The organism is Nocardia sp. JCM 38205, from assembly GCF_058222935.1.
In genome coordinates, this window is sequence record NZ_JBYHFL010000005.1 from 229,411 (window position 1) to 251,277 (window position 21,867).

The 21,867-nt window shown below is 69.9% G+C and carries 17 protein-coding genes; 13 read left to right on the forward strand and 4 right to left on the reverse strand.

Annotated elements, in window-relative coordinates:
- Window positions 1–37 precede the first annotated feature (37 nt).
- On the forward strand, window positions 38–1,246 hold the full coding sequence (locus AC4HOU_RS19980) for a Cmx/CmrA family chloramphenicol efflux MFS transporter (RefSeq protein WP_490724922.1): 1,209 nt from the start codon (window positions 38–40) through the stop codon (window positions 1,244–1,246).
- Window positions 1,247–1,291: 45 nt separating this feature from the next.
- On the opposite strand, the gene AC4HOU_RS19985 is transcribed toward AC4HOU_RS19980, so the two are convergent.
- A complete protein-coding gene (locus tag AC4HOU_RS19985; protein WP_490724923.1) occupies window positions 1,292–3,886 on the reverse strand; it encodes a helix-turn-helix transcriptional regulator in 2,595 nt (864 codons plus the stop codon).
- A 164-nt stretch (window positions 3,887–4,050) separates the two neighbouring features.
- Between AC4HOU_RS19985 and AC4HOU_RS19990 the strand changes: the two genes are divergently transcribed.
- From AC4HOU_RS19990 to AC4HOU_RS20000, 3 genes are all read left to right on the forward strand, one after another.
- A complete protein-coding gene (locus AC4HOU_RS19990; RefSeq protein WP_163815785.1) occupies window positions 4,051–4,287 on the forward strand; it encodes a hypothetical protein in 237 nt (78 codons plus the stop codon).
- Window positions 4,284–4,454 (forward strand): hypothetical protein, encoded by a 171-nt coding sequence (locus tag AC4HOU_RS19995; RefSeq protein WP_163815787.1) that lies wholly within the window; start codon window positions 4,284–4,286, stop codon window positions 4,452–4,454. Before AC4HOU_RS19990 ends, AC4HOU_RS19995 begins: the two co-directional genes overlap by 4 nt.
- An 84-nt stretch (window positions 4,455–4,538) precedes the next feature.
- Window positions 4,539–5,741, forward strand: coding sequence for a styrene monooxygenase/indole monooxygenase family protein (locus AC4HOU_RS20000; RefSeq protein WP_163815789.1), 1,203 nt, complete (start codon window positions 4,539–4,541; stop codon window positions 5,739–5,741).
- A 19-nt stretch (window positions 5,742–5,760) separates the two neighbouring features.
- Here AC4HOU_RS20000 and AC4HOU_RS20005 read toward each other — a convergent pair whose 3' ends face one another.
- Window positions 5,761–7,008: a cytochrome P450 family protein gene (locus AC4HOU_RS20005; protein WP_490724924.1), complete on the reverse strand. Its 1,248-nt coding sequence runs from the start codon at window positions 7,006–7,008 to the stop codon at window positions 5,761–5,763.
- 292 nt (window positions 7,009–7,300) lie between these two features.
- On the opposite strand from AC4HOU_RS20005, the gene dnaE reads away from it, so the two are divergent.
- A complete protein-coding gene (gene dnaE / locus AC4HOU_RS20010; RefSeq protein WP_163815794.1) occupies window positions 7,301–10,849 on the forward strand; it encodes a DNA polymerase III subunit alpha in 3,549 nt (1,182 codons plus the stop codon).
- Between the two features lie 96 nt (window positions 10,850–10,945).
- Here the strand turns inward: dnaE and AC4HOU_RS20015 are convergent, their stop codons facing one another.
- Window positions 10,946–11,206: a TFIIB-type zinc ribbon-containing protein gene (locus AC4HOU_RS20015; protein WP_081597243.1), complete on the reverse strand. Its 261-nt coding sequence runs from the start codon at window positions 11,204–11,206 to the stop codon at window positions 10,946–10,948.
- Window positions 11,207–11,307: 101 nt separating this feature from the next.
- Window positions 11,308–12,381, reverse strand: coding sequence for a phosphotransferase (locus AC4HOU_RS20020; RefSeq protein WP_490724925.1), 1,074 nt, complete (start codon window positions 12,379–12,381; stop codon window positions 11,308–11,310).
- 401 nt (window positions 12,382–12,782) lie between these two features.
- Here AC4HOU_RS20020 and AC4HOU_RS20025 point away from each other — a divergent pair, with 401 nt between their 5' ends.
- From AC4HOU_RS20025 to acs, 8 genes are all read left to right on the forward strand, one after another.
- Window positions 12,783–13,229, forward strand: a complete 447-nt coding sequence (locus tag AC4HOU_RS20025) for a hypothetical protein (RefSeq protein WP_163815796.1) — start codon at window positions 12,783–12,785, stop codon at window positions 13,227–13,229.
- Window positions 13,230–13,481: 252 nt separating this feature from the next.
- A complete protein-coding gene (locus tag AC4HOU_RS20030; protein ID WP_163815798.1) occupies window positions 13,482–14,699 on the forward strand; it encodes a sensor histidine kinase in 1,218 nt (405 codons plus the stop codon).
- 94 nt (window positions 14,700–14,793) lie between these two features.
- Window positions 14,794–15,570 (forward strand): LytR/AlgR family response regulator transcription factor, encoded by a 777-nt coding sequence (locus AC4HOU_RS20035; RefSeq protein ID WP_437198510.1) that lies wholly within the window; start codon window positions 14,794–14,796, stop codon window positions 15,568–15,570.
- Window positions 15,567–15,935: a hypothetical protein gene (locus tag AC4HOU_RS20040; protein ID WP_437198511.1), complete on the forward strand. Its 369-nt coding sequence runs from the start codon at window positions 15,567–15,569 to the stop codon at window positions 15,933–15,935. The genes AC4HOU_RS20035 and AC4HOU_RS20040 overlap by 4 nt, the downstream gene beginning before the upstream one ends.
- A 2-nt stretch (window positions 15,936–15,937) precedes the next feature.
- On the forward strand, window positions 15,938–17,698 hold the full coding sequence (locus AC4HOU_RS20045; RefSeq protein ID WP_194990103.1) for a sodium/solute symporter: 1,761 nt from the start codon (window positions 15,938–15,940) through the stop codon (window positions 17,696–17,698).
- A gap of 140 nt (window positions 17,699–17,838) precedes the next feature.
- Window positions 17,839–18,195, forward strand: coding sequence for a DUF485 domain-containing protein (locus AC4HOU_RS20050; protein WP_163815806.1), 357 nt, complete (start codon window positions 17,839–17,841; stop codon window positions 18,193–18,195).
- Entirely contained in the window at window positions 18,192–19,832 is a 1,641-nt protein-coding gene (locus AC4HOU_RS20055) for a solute symporter family protein (protein WP_195021062.1), read from the forward strand. The genes AC4HOU_RS20050 and AC4HOU_RS20055 overlap by 4 nt, the downstream gene beginning before the upstream one ends.
- 52 nt (window positions 19,833–19,884) lie before the next feature.
- Window positions 19,885–21,837, forward strand: coding sequence for an acetate--CoA ligase (gene acs / locus AC4HOU_RS20060; protein ID WP_490724926.1), 1,953 nt, complete (start codon window positions 19,885–19,887; stop codon window positions 21,835–21,837).
- Window positions 21,838–21,867: the final 30 nt, after the last annotated feature.

Here is a 21,867-nt window from a genome sequence, read left to right on the forward strand (position 1 = left end):
TTTGGACCGATCAATTCAAAACAATGGAAGGTTTCCCGTGCCCGTAGCCATCTACATCCTGGGTCTCTCGATCTTCGCCCAGGGCACCTCAGAGCTCATGCTCGCCGGATTGCTCACCGAGATGTCGGCCGACCTCGGTGTCTCGGTTCCCCGTGCGGGACTGCTGATCTCGGCCTTCGCCCTCGGCATGCTCGCGGGTGCGCCGGTGCTGGCGGTGCTGACCCTGCGCTGGTCGCGGCGCACCGCCCTGCTGGTGTTCCTCGCGGTCTTCATCGCCGCGCACATCGTCGGCGCGCTGGCCACCGACTACTGGGTGGTGTTCGGCACCCGCGTCGTCGCGGCCTTCGTCTACGCCGGGTTCTGGGCGGTCGCGGCCGCCACCGCCATCGGACTGGTGCCGGTGAACATGCGCGGGCGGGCGATGAGCGTGGTAGCGGGCGGCTTGACCGTGGCCACGGTGGTCGGACTGCCCCTCGGCACCGTCATCGGGCAGCATTTCGGCTGGCGGGCCGCCTTCTGGGCGGTCGCGATCCTGTCCGCGCCGGCCATGATCGGAGTACTGGCGAAGGTCCCCGGCGGGCGTCCCACCCGGACCCCGCGGGTGCGCAGCGAACTCGCCGCCATGGTCCGGCCCCGGCTGTGGTTGTCCTACGCCATGACGGCCGTGGCGACCGGTGCGCTGCTGGTGACCTTCTCCTATCTGGGCGCCATGCTCACCGAGACCACCCGGCTGGACGAGTCCTGGGTGCCTGCGGTCCTGGCCGGATACGGTGCCGGCGCGTTGCTCGGCATCGTCGTCGGCGGCCGGGTAGCCGACCGGTACCCGATGCGCACGCTCACCGTCGGCGTCACCGGGTTGATCGTCACCTCGGCGCTGATCGCAGTGGCCGCCGCCCATATCGCGCCGATGGTGGTGCTCGCACTAGCGTTGGGCGCGTTCGGTTTCGGCACCAACCCGGTGCTGAACTCCCGGGTGTTCGCCCTCGCCCCCGAGGCACCGACGATGGCGGCGGCGGTGAACACCTCGGCGTTCAATGTCGGGATCACCGCGGGACCGTGGCTGGGCGGGCTGGCGCTCACCGCCGGGTTCGGTTATCCGGCGACGGCGTGGATCGGCGCGGCGCTGGGTGTGCTGGCATTGGGGTTGGTGGGCTGCGTGGCGGCGGTGCAGCGGCGCGAGGTCACCGCCCGGCTCGGCGAGCAGGTGCGCACGCCCGCTGTGGAACAGGCACCGGTCCGCGTCTGATACGCGCCGCACGACGCCGCGCCCGGGTAACCGTCCGGGCGCGGCTCAGGTGCCCGGCGGCCGCGGCTCCCGTTTCCGTGGGGTGCCGGGGCGCCGCGCCGCCTCCTCGGCGACGGTGGCGCGGTGCTCGGCGGGCACCAGGGCGATGATGTCGTCGCGGGAGCCGATGGTGAGCTTCTGGAAGATCGCGGCCATCTGCGCGTCGACGGTCTTGAACGAGCTCCCGCGGCGGGCGGCGATCGCGGTATTGGTCCAGCCCGCCGCGGCCAGCGTCGCCACATCCTGTTCGGCCGCCGACAACTCCTGCCAGCGGGTCGGCCGGTGCCGCCGGACCGGATGCCGCACCGGCAGCGCGTCCAGCGACAGCGTGCCGAGGGCCAGCTGGGCCACCTCGTCGAGTTCCGGGCGCAGCATCGCGCCCTCGCGTTCGGCGGCGGTGAACGCGGCCTCACCGAGCACCGCGCGCGCGGCCCGCGCGGCCTGCTCGGTCTCCAGCCGGAAGGGGCCGAGGTCGCGCAGCTCGACGCCGAGCCGCCGCCGCAGGGTGGCAGCACCACCGAGAATCCGCGCGATCTCCAACGCCCAGTCTCGCTGTGGCGCAGCCGATCCCCGCGATGCCGCGGTTGAGGATGTCTGCGCGTCGGTGATCTTGCGCGCCAGCACCCACGAGTACATGTGCACCGCCCACACCACGCCCCATCGGTCGCGCATGGCGAGCTGGTTGGCGAGGGTGGTGCGCACGGTGGTCAGCGCCGTCTCCGTCTCGCTGTTCTTGATCAGGGCGAGCGCCCAGGCGAGTTCGGCCCAGGAGATCTCCCAGCCGGCCCCGGACCGGCGGGCCGCGTCGAGGTGGCGGCGAGCGGATGCATGGGCCTGCGCGGGCTCGCCGGTGAACCCGGTGGCGAGGATCTCGAACATTTCGCTCATCGACGCCGCACCAGGGTCGCCGGCGGCGAGGAACTTGCGGCGGGCCCGCTCGAGCACCTCGATCGCACTGGCGTCGTTGTGTACGAGCATCAGCTGGTTGCCCCAGGTGAATTCGACCGGTGCGGGCAATCCGAGATCGCGGCCGGGGTCGCGGTGCGCGCGCGCCACGGCATCGGGACCCAGGCAGGACGCGATGCATTCGTCGAGCAGACGCTGCGCGTCGGCGGGAATGCCCTGGCACAGGCTGATCCAGCCGATCATGGCCAGCGCCGTCACCTGCAATTCGACCGGCTGCGGGTCGAGGTCGCGGGTGGCGGCCAGCGCCCGCTCGGCCAGATGCCGCGACTCGCGCAGCGAACCCTTGAAGAACGGCACCCGGACAGCGATCAGCCCGACCACGATCTCCAGGCCGATCGCGGCCTCACCGGGGGTGGCGAGCGCGGTGTCGATCGCGCACAGCAGGTTGTCCCAGCCGGCGCGGGCCCAATCCAGTACCTGCTGCTCGCCGGGCCCGAGCCACTGCTCGCGCGCCTGCACGACCTTGTCGCGGTAGTAGCGGCGGTGGCGGGCGCTGAACCGAGCCGCCTGCTCACCATCGCGTTCGCGCAGCCGCTGCTGGGCGAACACCCGGAAACTCTCCAGCAGCGAATACCGCACCGCGTCGGCGGTCAGGTGCACCGAGACCAGTGATTGGTCGACCAGCCGCTCCAGCAGGCCCTCGACCTCCGCGCGGGCGATACCGTCGGGGCTCGCGTCGGAGTCGTCGTCGGAGCAGACCGCTTCGATGGCCTCGAGGTCGGCGCCGATATCGCGTGCGCCGGTATCGCCGGGGTCGGCGTCGTAGCCAGCGGCGAATACCGACAGCCGCTCGAACAGCAGCCGCTCCTTGTCGTGGCACAGGTCATAGGACCAGGCGATGACATCGCGAATGCCCTGATGCCTGCCGTCGGTGCCGACCCGGTGCCCCGGCGACCAACCCAACCTACGGTCGGAGGCCTCACCGGTGAGGTCGCGCAGGATCATCGACAGCGGTTGTTTGCGCAGCCGGGCCGCGGCCAGCTGGATCGACAGCGGATGGTTGTGCACCCGGCGGCAGATCTCCTCGGCCGCTCGGCGATCCGCGTCGCTCGCGACAGTGTGCCCGGTGAGCTCGGCCCGGCCGCAGAACAGCGTCAACGCCTGCTCCGGGGTCAGCGAGCCCACCGGCACCAGGTGCTCGTCGACCCATCCGATGGCCTCACGGCTGGTCGATACGACGGTGAGGCCGGGCACCGCGCCGATCAGATCCGCGATGACGCTGCCCGCACCGTCGAGGACGTGCTCGCAGTTGTCCATCACCAGAATCGTTTGCAGTGTGCGCCCGACGGCATCGGTGCGCGCGAGGGTGTCGACGAGCGCGTCCCAGGCCGGACGCCCGGAGAAATCGTCGTGCACCAGCGCCTGGGCCAGTTCCTCCTCGACCGCGTCGGCGTCGGCGTCGCGGGACAACCGGGCCAGCCGGACCCAGTGCACCGGCACCCGCTTGGCCTTGTGGAATCGGTGTACCGCCTCGGTGGCCAGCCTGGTCTTGCCGATACCACCCGCGCCGATCAAGGTGATGAGCCGGGCCGAGCCCAGCAGCAGGGTGCCGATCCGCTCCAGTTCCCGCTCGCGGCCGATGAAATCGCTGGTGGTCGCTGGCGGAGCACCGGTGCGCGGAGATCTGGCCGTCACAGTGGTGCAGCATAGCGGCCGCGCCCGGCACGCACGCCCGTTAGCGACCACGGATGCGCGAAACCTACCTATAGGCGCAGGCTCGTGGGTCTACTTGCCGCCCAAGGCATCCGGCGGTGCCCGGGACGAACGGCACGAATACGACAGTGTCAGGACAGTGTCAGATGACGCCTCTGCGGGACAACCATGACCACGCGGCGGATCAGGGCGCCCCATGCCAGGACCCGTGCCGGATTCGCGTGCGCTTCGCCGATCCGCCCATCGAATTGAACTATCAGGACGATCGCGGCGTCGCCCAGCGCTTCGCCGCCGCGGCCGCGGCCGCCGGGGTGGTGGTGACGATCGACCATCACCTGCAATACGGCCTGCCCGCGCTGCCGTGCCGGCGGTTGTGGACATGACGACCAGCGACCCGGGCCGGGACCGGCCGCGCCCGGATGACCGGTGGCGCCCGGCGGCCTACTGCACGGCGTTGGCCTCGGGCGCCGCGGGTGCGGTGCCCGCGGCGATCCGGTGGGCGGCCACGCATCCGCCGCGACGCGACGACGGCCGGGCAGACGAACGGTGACGCATCGGCTACCGATGCCGCACGCCTACCTATCCGCCGAGCATTTGCCCGGTAACCACGATTCGATTCCGGAAGGATCCGCAGATGGCACAGATTCAGGTGATCGGCGCCGGCGAGTGCGGCCTGCCGTTGGCGCTACGGCTGCTGCGCGGCGGGCATGAGCTCACCCTGGTCACCGACCGCGACGCCGATGCGGTGCTGGCGGGCACCGTGACCAGCACCCAGGTCAAGTTCGCGCGGACCGTTGCGCTCGAATCGGCGGCCGGGCTCGACCACTGGGCCTCGACCGCCCCCGCCATCGCGGGCATCCGGTTCACCATGGCCGTCGATCGCACGGCGGTCGCCGGCTGGGCCGGGCGGTTCACCACCGGACCGGCCCGCAGCGTCGACCAGCGCACCGTCTTCGCACGCTGGCTCGGCGATGTCGAGGCCGAGGGCGGACGGGTCGAGATCGCCGATCTGCCACTGACCGAACTCGACCGCCGAGCCGGGGCTCAGGACCTCACCGTGGTCGCCCGCGCCTCGCGGGAACTGGCCGCGTGCTTCCCCGCCGACACCACGCTCACCCTGCCGAACCAGCCCGTGCGCAGGCTGGCCGCGCTGTATCTGGACGGCGTCGAGCCCGACCCCGAGGGCCTCGGCATGTACGTCGCGCTGCCCGGACTCGGTGAAGTGGTCTCCACGGCCGCACTGACCGGCGCGCCGGGCCGGGAACGGCGCTGCCACACCCTGATGTTCGAGGCGCATCCTGGCGGCGGCCTGGACGTATTCGATGCGGCAGGCACCCCGGCCGAGCGGCTGCGCACCGCGCTCGACCTGCTCGACCGGCACTTCCCGGCAGCTCTGGCCGCGCGTTTCCGTGACGCCGAACTGACCGACGCCGGCGCGACGATCGCCGGCGCGGTGATCCCGGCGCTGCGTCACCCGGTCGGCACGCTGCCCTCCGGGCAGCCGGTGCTCGGCGGCGGCGATGTCGTCTGCCGGATGGATCCCGGTGGCGCCCAAGGCGCCAACAGCGCCGCCCAGTGCGCCGCCTATTACGCCGCGGCGGTGCTCGACAGCCCCGGCGACGGCTTCGACGCGACGTGGATGGCCGCGGCGGCCAAGCCCTGGCTCACCGATATCGCCCGACCGGCCGCGCTGTGGACGATGACCCTGCTGGACCCGCCGGCCGCATTGCAAAAGCTCATGGACGCCGCCCAGTACGACTCCAGGCTGGCCGACCTGTTCGCCGAGACCTTCATCGTCCCGGCGAATATGTCGCAGCTGGCCGCGGCCCTGTCCTGAGCCCTCGGCCGGTCGGCTGTCACGAAGGGGATGCGGGAAAGACGACCGGCAGCGCGGCCAGGGCCCGATGGAAAGGCCCTGGCCGCCAGGACAATTCCGGCACCGGTACGGCCAGCCGCAGCTCGGGCAGCGCGTCGAGCAACTGGTCGACGGCATCCTGCGCGATCAGGGACGCCACATCCCTGGCCGGACAGGCATGCGGGCCCGCGCCCCATGCCAGATGCGACCGGTTGCCGGTGACCGGACCCGCGCCGATCTCGGGATCGTTGTTGCACGCGGCGAGCCCGATCACCACCGGCTGGTCGGCGGGCAGCCAGGTGTTGTCGATCAGGACGGGCTGGCGCGGATAGGTGACGCTGAAGTTGGCCATCGGCGGATCGTGGAACAGCACCTCGTCGAGGGCGTCGCGGGTGGAGAGGCTGCCGTCGAGCATGCTGCCGGCGAAGCGTTCGTCGGTGAGCATCAGCAGCAGCGAGTTGGTGATCAGGTTCAGCGTCGGCTCGGTGCCCGCGCCATAGAGGATGCCGAGCTGATGGATGAGCTCCTCGTCGGTGAACGCCGCCGGATGCGCGATCAGCCGGGAGGTGATGTCGTCGCCGGGTTCGGCGCGCTTGTCTTCGATCAGCCGCAGCATCGCCGCGGCCAGCCGCAGATCGGCCTGTGCGGTGTCGACGCCCTCGAAGATGGCCGCGGTGGCCGTCGCGATCTCGTTGCCGATCTCCGGCGGGCACCCCAGCAGCGCGTTGATCGCCTGGAACGCCAGCGGCGCGGCGTAGTCGCGCAGCAGATCGGCGGCGCCGGTGCCGCGGAACGTATCGATCAGCGCGATCGCGATCCGTTCCACCGTGTCGTGCAGCCGGTGCAGATCGACACCGTCGATGCCCGCGGTGGCCGCGCGCCGGTAGCGCTCGTGCTCGACGCCCGCGCTGCGCAGGGCGTTGGGCCGCCAGGCCAGGATCGGCAACACCGGGCAGCCGGGATCGATACGCCGCTGCCAGGCGCGCGGATCGGCCGGGAAATGGTCCGGGTCGTGCAGGATCCGCACCGCGACCCGATAGCCGACCACCAGCGTCGCCGGCACCCCCGGCGCCAGCTCCACCGGCACGATCGACCCGTATCGGTCGCGCATCTCCCGGTAGGCCCGGTGTGGATCGGTGGCGAACTCGGGCGTGTAGAGCCGGACCCGGTCGTGATCGGTATGCACCGGTGAGCTGTGATGGGGCACCGGGCACTGTCCGGCACGAAGGGATTCGGGTGGGATGTGCAACGGTGGAGCTCCCCTGATAGACCGGCGTCGAAGCCATGACCGGGCCACACTGCACGGTCGGACGGACCGAGGATGCGCCGATAGGTAGACCGGCGGCATCGGTAGGCGCCGCGGGGGTGTCTCAGGCGCGCCGTGTCCCGTTCGCGACGCGCCGACGGCCCCGCCTCCGGCGACACGCCGAGCGGGGTGCGACGTCGGTCTCCCCGCCGGAGAGCCTCGGAAATACTGTCGGCCCCCCGGCCTAGAATCTGATCCGCCAACCCCCGTCGAGACCTTGGGAGGAAGGACCGTCTTGGCCGACTCGTCCGGATCGTTCGTTCACCTGCACAACCACACCGAGTACTCGATGCTGGACGGCGCGGCCAAGATCTCGCCGCTGTTCGCCGAGGCCAACCGGTTGGGCATGACGGCGGTCGGGATGACCGACCACGGCAACATGTACGGCGCCTCGGAGTTCTACAACTCCGCCAAGAAGGCGGGCATCAAGCCGATCATCGGCATCGAGGCCTATATCGCGCCCGGCTCCCGGTTCGACACCAAGCGCGTGCAGTGGGGCGATCCGAGCCAGAAGGGCGACGACGTCTCCGGCTCCGGCGCCTATACCCATATGACGATGGTCGCCGAGAACGCGACCGGCCTGCGCAACCTGTTCAAACTGTCGTCGCTGGCCTCCATCGAGGGCCAGCTCGGCAAGTGGGCGCGCATGGACGAAGAACTCATCGCCCAGTACGCCGAGGGCATCATCGCCACCACCGGCTGCCCGTCCGGCGAGGTGCAGACCAGGCTGCGCCTCGGCCACGAGCGCGAAGCGCTGGAAGCCGCCGCCAAGTGGCAGGAGATCTTCGGGCCGGAGAACTTCTTCCTGGAGGTGATGGACCACGGCCTGTCCATCGAACGCCGGGTGCGCGAGGGCCTGCTCGACATCAGCAAGAAGCTCGGCATCCCGCCGCTGGCCACCAACGACTGCCACTACGTCACCAAAGACCAGTCCACCAATCACGAAGCGCTGCTGTGCATTCAGACCGGCAAGACGCTGTCGGACCCCACCCGGTTCAAATTCGACGGTGATGGCTACTACCTCAAATCCGCCGCCGAGATGCGCGCCATCTGGGACGCCGAGGTACCCGGCGCCTGCGACAACACCGTGCTCATCGGTGAGCGCGTGCAGTCCTACGACGACGTGTGGCAACACCGTGACCGGATGCCGGTCTTCCCGGTGCCCGAGGGCGAGACGCAGGCCAGCTGGCTGCACAAAGAGGTCATGCGTGGCCTCGAGCGCCGCTTCCCCGACGGGGTGCCGCCCGAATACATCAGCCGCGCCGAATACGAGCTCAGCGTCATCTGCGAGATGGGCTTCCCGGCCTACTTCCTCGTCGTCGGCGACCTGATCAACCACGCGCTCGAGGTCGGCATCCGGGTCGGCCCCGGCCGTGGTTCGGCCGCCGGTTCGCTGGTGGCCTACGCCATGGGCATCACCAATATCGACCCCATCCCGCACGGACTGCTGTTCGAGCGATTCCTCAACCCCGAGCGCGTCTCGATGCCCGATATCGATATCGACTTCGACGATCGCCGCCGCGGTGAGATGGTCCGCTACGCCACCGAGAAATGGGGCAGCGATCGGGTCGCGCAGGTCATCACCTTCGGCACCATCAAGACCAAGGCCGCGATCAAGGACTCCGCGCGGGTGCTGTTCGGCCAGCCCGGCTTCGCCATCGCCGACCAGATCACCAAGGCGCTGCCGCCGCCGATCATGGCCAAGGACATCTCGGTGTCCGGCATCACCGACCCGGACCACGAGCGCTACAAGGAAGCCGCCGAGGTCCGTGAACTCATCAACAGCAACCCCGACATCGCCAAGATCTACGAGACCGCGCGCGGACTGGAGGGCCTGATCCGCAACGCCGGTGTGCACGCCTGCGCGGTCATCATGTCCTCCGAACCGCTCACCGACGCCATCCCGGTGTGGAAGCGGGCCCAGGACGGCGCCATCATCACCGGCTGGGACTATCCGTCGTGTGAGGCCATCGGCCTGCTGAAGATGGACTTCCTCGGCCTGCGCAACCTCACCGTCATCGGTGACGCGCTCGACAACATCAAGGCCAACCGCGGCATCGATCTGGATATGGATCATCTGCCGCTCGACGATCCGCCCACCTACGAGCTGCTGGCGCGCGGCGACACCCTCGGCGTGTTCCAGCTCGACGGCAGCGCCATGCGCGATCTGCTGCGCCGCATGCAGCCCACCGGCTTCGAAGACATCGTGGCCGTGCTCGCGCTGTATCGCCCCGGCCCGATGGGCATGAACGCGCACAACGATTACGCCGACCGCAAGAACGGGCGCCAAGAGGTCAAGCCGATCCATCCGGAGCTCGAGGAGCCGCTGAAGGAGATCCTGGCCGACACCTACGGCCTGATCGTCTATCAGGAACAGATCATGCAGATCGCGCAGAAGGTGGCCGGGTATTCCCTCGGCCGAGCCGATATTCTGCGCCGCGCCATGGGTAAGAAGAAGGCCGAGGTCCTGGAAGCCGAATTCGAGGGCTTCGAAAAGGGCATGCTGGACAACGGTTTCTCCAAGCCCGCCATCAAGGCGCTGTGGGACACGATTCTGCCGTTCGCCGGATACGCGTTCAACAAATCCCATGCCGCCGGCTACGGCCTGGTCTCGTTCTGGACCGCCTACCTCAAGGCCAACTATCCGGCCGAATACATGGCGGGCCTGCTCACCTCCGTCGGCGACGACAAGGACAAGGCCGCGATCTACCTGTCGGATTGCCGCAAGCTCGGCATCACCGTGCTGCCGCCCGACGTCAACGAATCCGAACAGAACTTCGCCTCGGTGGGTACCGACATCCGCTTCGGGCTCGGCGCGGTGCGCAATGTCGGCGCGAACGTGGTGTCCTCGATCATCGCCGCCCGTAAGGAAAAATCGAAGTTCACCGATTTCTCCGACTACCTGAACAAGATCGACGCCATCGCCTGCACCAAGAAGGTCACCGAATCCCTCATCAAGGCAGGCGCCTTCGATTCACTCGGGCATCCGCGCAAGGGCCTGATGCTGATCCATTCCGACGCCATCGACGCGGTGATGTCGACCAAGAAGGCCGAGGCGATGGGTCAGTTCGACCTGTTCGGCGGCATGGACGACGACGATTCGGTGTCGTCGGTGTTCAACGTGAAGGTGCCCGACGAGGAATGGGAGACCAAGCACAAGCTCGCCCTGGAGCGCGAGATGCTCGGCCTGTACGTCTCCGGGCATCCGCTCAACGGCGTGGAGCATGTGCTCGCCGCCCAAGTGGATACCCCGATCCCGACCATCCTGGAAGGTGAGGTCAAGGACGGCCAGCAGGTCACCATCGGCGGCATCCTGGCCTCGGTGAACCGCCGCATCAACAAGAACGGCCTGGCCTGGGCGTCGGCGCAGCTCGAAGACCTCACCGGTGGTGTGGAGGTGCTGTTCTTCCCGCAGGCGTACTCGGTGTACGGCATGGACGTCGTCGAGGACGCGGTGGTGCTGGTGAAGGCGCGGGTGTCGGTGCGCGACGACCGGATCTCGTTGATCGCCAACGATCTTGCCGTGCCGGACCTGTCCGCCATCGGCGTCGCCAAACCGCTCGCCGTCACCATCCCGACCCGCATGTGCACCCCGGAAAAGGTCTCGGCGCTCAAGCGTGTGCTGTCCAGCCACCCGGGCACCTCCGACGTACACCTGCGGCACGTCGGCGCCCGCGACAAGACGACGCTGCTGAAACTGGATGACAGCCTGCGGGTTTCGCCGTCTTCGGCATTGATGGGCGATCTGAAGGCGCTGCTCGGCCCGGGGTGCTTGACGAGTTAGGACCTGTCGCCCGGACCGCGGGACCTGACGGTGATCGCGATCCGGGCGATGAATTGTGCTGCGCGAGCAGCGGATGAGGCGCTGCTCGCGGGGATCTCAGGAGGAGAACAGCATTTTGCCGAAGCCGCGGTGCTGGTAGTGGTGTCCGTGGCGGTAGTGCGGTGCGGGCGCGCCCCACGCGGGGGCCGGGGCGGCGGGCGGAGGCGGCGGCGGGGCAGCGTAGCCCGCTTCGAGGCGGGTCAGGTTCTCGAGCTCGCCATAGTCCAGGAAGATCCCCCGGCAGTGACCGCACTGCTCGATATGCACCCCGCTGCGGTTGTACGTCTGCATCATTCCACGACATTTCGGACACTGCATGCCGGTCACGTTACCGGTTTCACCGATTCCATGCAGACACGGCAATCTGTCGTCGGGGCGTGGCCGCGGCCGGTTCCCGAGGATCGTGGTGCGCGGGGCGATCAGGTGGTCGATGGCGCTGAGATCGGCTCAGGGACAGGGGTTTCGGTGAGGCGCAGGCAGGTGTCGACGAGTGCAGTGTCCAGCTCGTCCAAGGGCCGGCCCGACGCCACCGCCAGGGCCGCTGCCTGGACGACGACGGCGCGGGCCGGGAGATCCAGCGCCGGCCAGATGTCGCCGTCGGGTGGGACAGCGCGTCCGCCCGCCGCGCGGTAGGCGGACAGGAAGCGCGTCCAGGCGTCCGGTTCGAGGATGCCCGCGGCGAAGAAGGCGGCGGGGCGGGCGAGATCCCAGGAGGGGTCGCCGAGGCCGAGATCGTCGAGGTCGATCAGCCGCCAGTCGCCGTCGGCGGGACGGACCAGCTGGCCGAGGTGGAAATCGCCGTGCGTGAGTGCGACCGGCGCGCAATCGAATTCGGGGAGGCTGCCGAAAGCCCGCGACACCGCCGCCGCCGCCGTCGCGTCGACGCCATGGCCTGCGCCGTGCAGTCGGCGCATCGCCCGGCGCACCCGGGCCGGGCCACCGGCGGCGGGCAGGCCGCGGCAGGCGTCGACGGGTACCGCATGCAGGGTCGCCAGCAGCTGGGCGGCCGATTCCCATGGCGCGGCACCGGGGTCGTCCGGGTCTACCGGGGTGCCGTACGGCCACACCGTGATCGGCCTGCCCGCGTATGTCAGCAGCACCTCACCGTCGACCGGAATCGGGGACAGTGTCACCGATTGCAGGTGAGGCGAATCGGCTGTGCGCAGCCGAGCGCGCAGGGCGGCGAGATCGGATTCGGCGGGATGCGCCTTGACGACGACGTCGCCCACGCGGATCACCAGCGCGTCCACCCGGTCGGCCACTACCGCGGAAGGTCCGGAAGTCCCTGTCCGGCGGGCGATCTCGGTCAGCACCGCGATCAGCTCGGGCCTGCGCTCCGACCGGTCGGCATCAGCCGACGACACGACGGCCTCCACGGGGACGGTCACGCCCTCCGCACCCAGGGCTACGGCATTCTCACTCGACGGCACGGCGCCCTCGCCCAGCTTCCCCGCGACCTCCACCGCCCCTCCGGGGTTCTCGCCCAACATCATCGACTTCTCCCCTGGCCGGTCGACCGCGTCCCCCGCGCACCATGCCCGGTCTTCCGGCGTGGTCCATCTGCCGCGCTGTCGACGCATGCTACCCAGTGCCCCGGCCCGAACCTCGGTGCCGGCGAGGCGACCACCGTCATGCCGGTTCGGCACAGTCTGTCGCGGCGGTCACCTCGAGAACGGAGACGATGGCCGAGGTGGAACTGCTCGGCCGACGGCGCCTCGTCAACCGCTGGTGTCCACCGCGGCATCGACGCCCGCACCCATTGCGGGAGGGACGGCCTCGGGACAAGGCGACTGCGACCGTCGCGAATCCGCCATGGCAGCGCCCCGTCCGCTGGTAGCGTCGCCGGGCAGCAAGCGTGATCCCATCCATGACGAGCCCCTCGAGGTGGTCGAAGATGACAAGCAAGCTCGCTTTCGCCGTTCCGGCGGCCTCCGCCCTGGCCGCAGCCGCGCTGGCGGTGACCGCGGCGCCCGCGGCCGCCGTGAACGGCGGCCAGTTCCAGACGGTCTATTCGCTGACCCAAGGCCTGTGTGTGGCGCAGATCGAGGCGTCGGTCAATGGCGACGCCTATCCCGAGCACGCGGCGTTCACGGTGGCCTCGACCATGTGGGGCGTCGGCGACTGCCAGCTGCCGGTCACGCTGAACTGGCGCAACCTGGAGACCGGTGCGACGGGCAGCAAGACCCAGACTCCGCACGGGCCCGGCTACTGGATGAACGACGGCAAGGCCGCCCTGTTCGCACCGGGCATCGGGAAATTCTCGGCGACCATCACCATCGGTGCGGCGCATGTGCCCGAGCCGGGGACCATCGAGTTCACTGTCGCCGACTACCAGGGCTGACGAGCGCATACCGCGCAGCACCGGCCGCGACAACGATGATCGGCGGCACAATCAGGGCATGAACTGTCATCGGCAGGCGGCGCAGCGCGTCCCACGGGTCGCATCCGGCCGGCCCGGTCGGCGCCTCGGCTCACCCCACCTCGGCAGACGACGGACCGTGCGCGGGCGATGCCCGGCGTTCGACCGGCGCAGGCCCGGGCACGACCCGAGGCCGATGCGCGCTGGCCTGCCCGGCGACGACCACCACAGCGCATGATCACCACCCTCGTCGCGATCGCGGTCGCCGCGGCGGTGCTCGCGGTGGCGCTGCTGATCTGGTCGCGGACCCGCCGGGTGGTGACGACACCGGCCGAGCGGGCCGTGCATTCGGCGCTGCACACCGCGTCGCTGGCGGCGCGTCCGCTGCGGCGCGGGCTCGACGAGAAATCGGCTGCCGAGGCCGCACCGCATCTGCGGGCGCTGACCGGAGCCGACGCGCTCGGCGTGGCCGATGCGGAGGCCACGCTGCTGGCCTGGGACGGGCCCCATACCGACCTGAGCGAGCAGTTCACCGAGGCGGCGCGACGCGCCATGGCGGGGGAACGACCGGTGCTGGTCGGCGGGCCCGGCGGGCAGCCGCGCGGGCGCGGCGGCGATCACGCGGGACGCACGCTCATCGCGCAGCCGCTGATCATCGAGGGCACCGGTGTGGTGGGCGCGCTCGGCGTCGTCGGCACCGGAACACCCGGCCCCGGCACGCTCGGCGCGGTCGCCGAAGTGGCGCGGTATGCCTGCGGGCAACTGGAATTGGCCGAACTCGACGCCTCGCGGGCGCGGCTGGACCGGGCCGAGGTGCGGGCGCTGCGGGCGCAGATCAGCCCGCATTTCATCTACAACGCGCTCAACACCATCGCCTCGTTCGTGCGCACGGACCCGGCGAGGGCCCGCGAGCTGATCCTGGAATTCGCCGATTTCACCCGCTACTCGTTCCGGGCCGCCGGCGAATACACCGTGCTGGCCGACGAATTGCGCAATATCGAGCGGTATCTGGCGCTGGAGCGGGCCCGATTCGGCGATGCTCTCCAGGTCAAGTTGCAGATCGCCCCGGAAGTGCTCGGTGTGGTGCTGCCCTTCCTCGCGCTGCAACCGCTGGTGGAGAACGCGGTGCGGCACGGGCTGGCCGGTTCCCCCACCGGCGGCACGGTCAGCATCGTGGCCGCCGACGCCGGCACCGACTGTGTGATCAGCGTCGAGGACGACGGCGCCGGCATGGACCCGGAGCTGCTGCGCTCGGGTGCCCTCGACGCGGTCGAATCCGGTTCCGGCGCCACCGCTTCCAGCGAATCGGCGCACGTGGGGCTGGCGAATGTGGACGATCGCCTGCGGGCCGCGTTCGGCAACGACTACGGGCTGGTGGTGGAAACCGCGCCCGGCGCGGGGACGAAGGTCAGCATGCGAGTGCCGAAATTCCGCGCGGGAATCCAAGCCTGACCGCCGGATCGCGCCGCAAGACCTGCCCGCGCCCACCCCACCGCACTGTCTACGATGGGTGGGCTGTGATGTAGGACACCGGAAGGGGCTGGCGATGCTGCGGGTGCTGGCCGTCGACGATGAGAAGCCGGCCTTGGACGAACTCGTCTACCTGCTGCGCGCGCAACCGGCGGTGGGCGAGATCCATGCCGCCGGCGATGCCACCAGTGCGCTGCGGCTGCTGCGGGCCAACCCGGTCGACGCGGTGTTCCTCGACATCAATATGCCCGGCCTGGACGGCATGGAACTGGCCGGAATCCTGTCCGAATTCGCCAGCCCGCCCGCGGTGGTGTTCGTGACCGCCCACGATGACAAGGCGGTGGCCGCCTTCGACCTCGGGGCGGTGGACTACCTGCTCAAACCGTTGCGCGAGGCCCGCTTGGCCGAGGCCGTGCGCCGCATCGCCGCCGCGCGCGGCACCGCCGCGACGACCGAGGCCGAAGCCGCATCGGAAACACCCGACACCAATGAGGTGATCCCGGTGGAGCTCGCCGGAGTCACCACGCTCGTGCACCGCTCCAGCGTGAGCTGGGTGGAGGCCGACGGTGATTACGCGCGGCTGCACACCAGTGCGGGCTCGCATCTGGTGCGGATCCCGCTCTCGGCGCTGGAGGCGCGCTGGCAGGACGCCGGTTTCCTGCGGGTGCACCGGTCCTATCTGGTGGCGCTGCGGCAGGTGACGGGCCTGCGCACGGTCGGCAGCGGCACGGTGGTGTGCCTGCGCGGCGAGGGCGAGGCGGCCGCGGTCGAGCTGCCGGTGAGCCGGCGTCAGGTGCGTGAACTCAAACAGCGACTGGTCCGCGGCCCGCGCCAGACCTGGACCGGCCGATGACGGGCCCGCAGCCGCGCCCGCCTCGGGAACGGGTGGTGCTGGCCGAGCGGCGCGGCGCCCGCCGGGTGCACACCAGGATGGAGGTGGCCGAGCAGACCGAGATCGGTGCCGCCATGATCGGCGGGCTCATCCGCGCCCAGCTCGGCCTCGCGCTGCGCCTGGCCCTGGTGACGGTGGCCGTGCTGGGTGCGCTGCCGCTGCTGTTCGGCGTCGAATCGGTCGCCGAGGCCGCGGTGCTCGGAATCCGGGTGCCGTGGCTGCTGCTCGGCGCGGCGGCCTATCCGGCGCTGTACGGGATCGGCCGGCTCTATCTGCGGCTGGCCGAACGCAATGAGCACGATTTCCTCGAGCTGGCCGAGGATTGACGATGACGCAGGCGTCGACGGCCGGGACCTGGCTGACGGTGGCGGCGCTGCTGCTGGCAGCGGCCGCGACGGTGATCATCGGCGGCTACGGGGTCCGGCTGGCGCGCACCACCTCCGACTTCCTGGTGGCCTCCCGCAGCGTCGGTCCGCGCTGGAATGCGGCGGCGGTGTCGGGTGAATACCTGTCGGCGGCCTCGTTTCTCGGTGTCGCGGGCCTGATCGCGAAGTACGGTGCGGATGCGCTGTGGTATCCGGTCGGCTTCACCGCAGGCTATGTGGGTCTGCTGATGTTCGTCGCGGCCCCGCTGCGGCGCTCGGGTGCCTACACGGTGCCCGATTTCGCCGAGTTCCGGCTCGGCTCCCTGCGGTTGCGGCGGCTCGCGGCACTGGTGGTGGTGCTGATCTGCGGGGTGTATCTGATTCCGCAGTTCCAGGGCGCGGGCCTGACGCTGCGCATTCTGCTCGGTGTGCCCGGCTGGGTCGGTGCGGTGGCGGTCGGCGCGATCGTGATCGCCAACGTCGTTGGCGGTGGCATGCGCTCGATCACGCTGGTGCAGGCCTTCCAATACTGGCTCAAGCTCACCGCGGTGGCCTTGCCCGCGCTGGTACTGCTCGGGCATTTCCTCGGTGCGCAGCAACCCGTCGGCGCCCCCGCCCCGCCGACGGTCGCGCAGAGTACGACCGTCGAGGTCACCACACCGGTGATCGTGCAGGTCGACGCGCCGCAGCGGGTGCTGATCTCGGGCACCCTCGACGGGCGCCCGGTCGACGGTCCGGTCGACCTCGGCCCCGGCACACACGAACTGGCCGCCGACACCCGGCTCGTGCTGGAGGCGGGGGCCACGGTCCCGGTGGTCGCGGGCGCACCCGCCGACGGCACGGCCTGGCTGCGACCCGGCGGCGGATTCGGTGACCCGCATCCGCTCTATCAGGTGTATTCGCTGATCATCGCCACCTTCCTCGGCACCATGGGCCTGCCGCATGTGCTGGTGCGCTTCTACACCAACCCCGACGGCCGCGCCGCCCGCGCCACCGCGCTGGCGGTGATCGGACTGGTTGGCGGGTTCTACCTGTTCCCGATTCTGCTCGGGGTGTTCGCGCGGCTGTATGTGCCGCAACTGCTGATCACCGGCACCTCCGATGCGGCGGTGCTGTTGCTGCCCGGTTCGGTGCTCGACGGCCTGCCGGGTCAGCTGCTGGCCGCGCTGGCGGCGGCCGGCGCGATCGCGGCCTTCCTCGCCACCTCCTCCGGGCTGCTGGTCAGCATCGCGGGCGTGCTCAGCACCGATGTGCTGCGCGGGCGCATCCGCGACTTCCGGGCGGCGGCGCTGGTGGCCGGGGCGGTACCGCTCGGCCTCTCGCTGACGGTGGTGTCGCTGGACCTGTCGCGGACGGTGGGCTTGGCGTTCGCGGTGGCGGCCTCGACCTTGTGCCCGCTGCTGGTGCTCGGCATCTGGTGGCGCGGGCTCACCGCGGCGGGCGCGGTGGCCGGGTTGCTCGCCGGCGGCCTGGCCTCCGGCGGCGCGACCGTGGTGTCGGTGCTCGGCGGAATCTCCGAGGAACTCGGCGACGGCTGGCCCGCCGCGCTGCTCGGGTATCCGGCGGCGCTCAGCGTGCCGCTGGCGTTCCTGACGATGATCGTGGTCAGCCTGCTGACGCGGCGGCAGGACGAGCTCACCGTCGCGCGCATCTTCGTCCGCATGCATGCCCCCGAACGGCTCGGTATGGGCGCCGACCGCGAAGGCGGGCTGTCGGCGGGCTGACCGTTCGTCGCACACATCCGACCGTTCACCGCACGGTCGGCTACGCCTGCCGAGTGACCCAGGCCACAGCATTCTCACCGAGCGCGGGTGGTCGTAACTTCGGTACACACCGTAAGCCACGTCACAGGTAGGACCGGGTGATGACCACAACCGATACCGACGCCGCACCGCCGCCGCGTACGCCGACACCGGAGGAGTTCCTCCGGATGCAGGCCGGCCCGGAGTTCCAGGAACTGCGAAGCCGATTGCGGCGCTTCGTCTTCCCGATGACCGCACTGTTCCTCACCTGGTACCTGGTGTACGTGTTGCTCGGCGCCTACGCGCACGACTTCATGGCCACCACGCTGTTCGGCAACATCAATGTCGGGCTGGTGCTCGGCCTCGGGCAGTTCGTGTCCACCTTCGTCATCACCGGGCTCTATGTCCGGTTCGCCAACCGGGAACTCGACCCGCGGGCCGCGGCCATCCGCGAGGAACTCGAAGGGGTCAAGGCATGAACGCGCAGTATTTGGCCGCCGACGCCACCGTCGGCAATCCGATCGCCAATATCAGCATTTTCGCGCTGTTCGTGGCCGTCACCATGGTCGTGGTCATCCGGGCCAGCCGCAAGAACACCACCGCCGCCGACTATTTCACCGGCGGACGCGGCTTCTCCGGTCCGCAGAACGGCATCGCCATCGCGGGCGACTACTTGTCGGCGGCCAGCTTCCTCGGCATCGCGGGCGCCATCGCGGTCTACGGCTACGACGGGTTCCTCTACTCGATCGGCTTCCTGGTCGCCTGGCTGGTCGCGCTGCTGCTGGTGGCCGAAATGCTGCGCAACACCGGCAAATTCACCATGGCCGACGTGCTCAGCTTCCGGTTGAAGCAGGGCCCGGTGCGCACGGCGGCGGCATTGACCACGCTGACGGTCTCGTTGTTCTATCTGCTGGCCCAGATGGCAGGGGCCGGCGGTCTGGTGGCGCTGCTGCTCGACATCTCCAGTAAATCCGGGCAGGCCGTGGTGATCGCCGTGGTCGGTGTGCTGATGATCGTCTACGTCCTCGTCGGCGGGATGAAGGGCACCACCTGGGTGCAGATCATCAAGGCGGTGCTGCTCATCACCGGTGCCGCGGTGATGACGCTGGTGGTGTTCGCGAAGTTCGGGTTCAACCTGTCGGAGATCCTCGGTTCCGCGCAGGCCGCGGTGAGCGGTTCGGCCAACGACGCCGTCGCCGCCCGCGATGTGCTCGCCCCCGGCGCCCAGTACGGCGGCAGCGAGATGTCGAAGCTGAACTTCCTGTCCCTCGGTCTGGCCCTGGTGCTCGGCACCGCCGGTCTGCCGCATGTGCTGATGCGCTTCTACACCGTTCCCACCGCCAAGGAAGCCCGCCGCTCGGTGGTGTGGGCGATCGCCCTGATCGGCGCGTTCTACCTGTTCACCCTGGTACTCGGGTATGGCGCCGCGGCGCTGGTCGGCCCGGACGAGATCCTGGCCGCGGCCGGCGGACAGAACTCCGCTGCCCCGCTGCTGGCGTTCGAACTCGGCGGTGTGCTGCTGCTCGGCGTGATCTCCGCCGTCGCCTTCGCCACCATCCTCGCGGTGGTGGCCGGGCTGACGATCACCGCGTCGGCCTCCTTCGCCCACGACATCTACGCCAGCGTGCTCAAGCGCGGTAAGGCCGATGAGTCCGCCCAGGTGCGGGTCTCACGGATCACGGCGGTGGTGATCGGTGTGCTGGCCATCGGCCTCGGCATCCTGGCCAACGGCCAGAATATCGCCTTCCTGGTGGCGCTGGCCTTCGCGGTGGCGGCGGCGGCGAATCTGCCGACGATCCTGTACTCGCTGTTCTGGCGGCGGTTCAACACCACCGGCGCGCTGTGGAGCATGTACGGCGGCCTGGTCTCGACCATCGTGCTGATCGTGTTCTCCCCCGCCGTCTCCGGGTCGAAGTCGGCGATGATCCCCGGCTCGGACTTCTCCTGGTTCCCGCTGTCCAACCCCGGCATCGTGTCCATCCCGCTGGCCTTCGCGCTCGGCGTCGCGGGCACCTTCTACGGCGGACGCCGCGGCGGCGAGGATCCGGCCAAGGCCGCCGAGATGGAGGTGCGCTCGCTGACCGGGGTGGGCGCGGAGAAGGCGGTGGTGCACTGAGCACTTCCCGATCCCCGTTGTCCCCCTTGCTCATTCGATAGGAGTGCACGCGTTGACCACCGTCACCGTCGACCATCTCGACAACCCCGCCGCATACCCGCCGCCCGCGGAATTCGCCGCGAACGCCAACGCCGGTGCCGCCCTGTACGACCGGGCGGCCGCGGACCGGCTCGAATTCTGGGCCGAGCAGGCCCGCCGGTTGCACTGGGAACGGCCGTGGAACCAGGTGCTGGACTGGAGCAACGCGCCGTACGCGGAGTGGTTCGCCGGCGGCACCCTCAATGTGGCCTACAACTGCGTCGACCGGCATGTGCTCGACGGTCACGGCGATCAGGTCGCCATCCACTGGGAGGGCGAGCCGGGCGACTCCCGTTCGATCACCTACCGTGACCTGCTGGCCGAGGTGAGCCGGGCGGCGAACTACTTCACCGAGCTGGGATTGGTCGCCGGAGATCGGGTCGCCATCTATATGCCGATGGTGCCAGAGGCCATCGTGTCGATGCTGGCGTGTGCGCGGCTGGGGCTGACGCATTCAGTGGTGTTCGCGGGCTTTTCGCCGGCGGCGCTGCGGCAGCGCGTCGACGACGCCGGCGCGCGCCTGGTGGTCACCACCGACGGGCAGTGGCGGCGCGGCAAGCCCGCGCCGCTCAAGGCGGCGGTGGACGAGGCGCTGGGTGCGCCGGGCGAGACCACCGTCGAACATGTGCTGGTGGTGCGGCGCACCGAGATCGAGGTGCCGTGGACCGAGGGCCGCGATCTGTGGTGGCACGAGACCGTCGCGAACGCCTCCCCCGAACACGAAGCCGAGGCCTTCGACGCCGAACACCCGCTGTTCATCCTCTACACCTCCGGCACCACCGGAAAACCCAAGGGCATCCTGCACACCTCCGGCGGCTACCTCACCCAGACCGCCTACACACACCACTACGTCTTCGACCACAAACCCGGCGCCGACGTCTACTGGTGCACCGCCGACATCGGCTGGGTCACCGGCCACAGCTACATCGTCTACGGCCCCCTCGCCAACCGCGCCACCCAGGTCGTCTACGAAGGCACACCGAACTCTCCGAACGAGCACCGGCATTTCGAGATCATCGAAAAGTACGGGGTGAGCATCTATTACACCGCTCCCACCTTGATCAGGACGTTCATGAAGTGGGGCAGGCAGATCCCCGACGCCCACGATCTGTCCTCGATCCGGGTGCTCGGCTCGGTCGGCGAACCGATCAACCCGGAAGCGTGGCGGTGGTATCGCGACGTGATCGGTGCGGGCACGGCGCCGATCGTGGACACCTGGTGGCAGACCGAGACCGGGTCGATCATGATCTCCCCGCTGCCCGGCGTCACCGCGGCCAAGCCCGGTGCGGCGATGACCCCGCTGCCCGGCATCTCCGCGCGCGTCGTCGACGATGACGGCACCGGGCTCGGCCGCGACCGCTCGGGCCTGCTGGTCCTCGACCAGCCGTGGCCGTCGATGCTGCGCGGTATCTGGAACGATCCGCAACGGTTCCAGGAGACCTACTGGGACCGGTTCCGCGAATCCGGTTGGTACTTCGCCGGCGACGGCGCGCGGCTGGACGCCGACGGTGACCTGTGGGTGCTCGGCCGCGTCGACGACGTCATGAACGTCTCCGGCCACCGCATCTCCACCGCCGAGGTGGAATCGGCGCTGGTCTCCCATCGCGCCGTGGCCGAGGCCGCCGTGGTCGGTGCCAGTGACGCCACCACCGGGCAGGCCATCGTCGCCTTCGCCATCCTCACCGCCGAGGCCGGGGCCGGCGAGCAGGATCGAGAGGCACTGATCACACAGCTGAAAGCCGAAGTGTCCCAGCAGATCAGCCCGATCGCCCGCCCGCGCGATATTCATATCGTGCCGGAGCTGCCGAAGACCCGCAGCGGCAAGATCATGCGCAGGCTGCTGCGCGATGTCGCCGAGGGCCGCGAACTCGGCGACACCTCGACCCTGGTCGACCCGACCGTTTTCGAGTCCATCGCCCGCGGGTAATCCCGGGGACAGGCGGCGGACCCGCTCCGT

What these genes read in the sequence shown, in the direction of transcription:
- AC4HOU_RS20035 (WP_437198510.1), top strand. Translation starts at nt 14,794, where the DNA reads ATGCTGCGGGTGCTGGCCGTCGACGATGAGAAGCCGGCCTTGGACGAA.
- AC4HOU_RS20020 (WP_490724925.1), bottom strand. Translation starts at nt 12,381, where the DNA reads ATGATGTTGGGCGAGAACCCCGGAGGGGCGGTGGAGGTCGCGGGGAAG.
- AC4HOU_RS20045 (WP_194990103.1), top strand. Translation starts at nt 15,938, where the DNA reads ATGACGCAGGCGTCGACGGCCGGGACCTGGCTGACGGTGGCGGCGCTG.
- AC4HOU_RS20015 (WP_081597243.1), bottom strand. Translation starts at nt 11,206, where the DNA reads ATGCAGTGTCCGAAATGTCGTGGAATGATGCAGACGTACAACCGCAGC.
- AC4HOU_RS19990 (WP_163815785.1), top strand. Translation starts at nt 4,051, where the DNA reads ATGACGCCTCTGCGGGACAACCATGACCACGCGGCGGATCAGGGCGCC.
- AC4HOU_RS20030 (WP_163815798.1), top strand. Translation starts at nt 13,482, where the DNA reads ATGATCACCACCCTCGTCGCGATCGCGGTCGCCGCGGCGGTGCTCGCG.
- AC4HOU_RS19995 (WP_163815787.1), top strand. Translation starts at nt 4,284, where the DNA reads ATGACGACCAGCGACCCGGGCCGGGACCGGCCGCGCCCGGATGACCGG.
- AC4HOU_RS20055 (WP_195021062.1), top strand. Translation starts at nt 18,192, where the DNA reads ATGAACGCGCAGTATTTGGCCGCCGACGCCACCGTCGGCAATCCGATC.
- AC4HOU_RS20050 (WP_163815806.1), top strand. Translation starts at nt 17,839, where the DNA reads ATGACCACAACCGATACCGACGCCGCACCGCCGCCGCGTACGCCGACA.
- AC4HOU_RS20040 (WP_437198511.1), top strand. Translation starts at nt 15,567, where the DNA reads ATGACGGGCCCGCAGCCGCGCCCGCCTCGGGAACGGGTGGTGCTGGCC.
- AC4HOU_RS20000 (WP_163815789.1), top strand. Translation starts at nt 4,539, where the DNA reads ATGGCACAGATTCAGGTGATCGGCGCCGGCGAGTGCGGCCTGCCGTTG.
- AC4HOU_RS20025 (WP_163815796.1), top strand. Translation starts at nt 12,783, where the DNA reads ATGACAAGCAAGCTCGCTTTCGCCGTTCCGGCGGCCTCCGCCCTGGCC.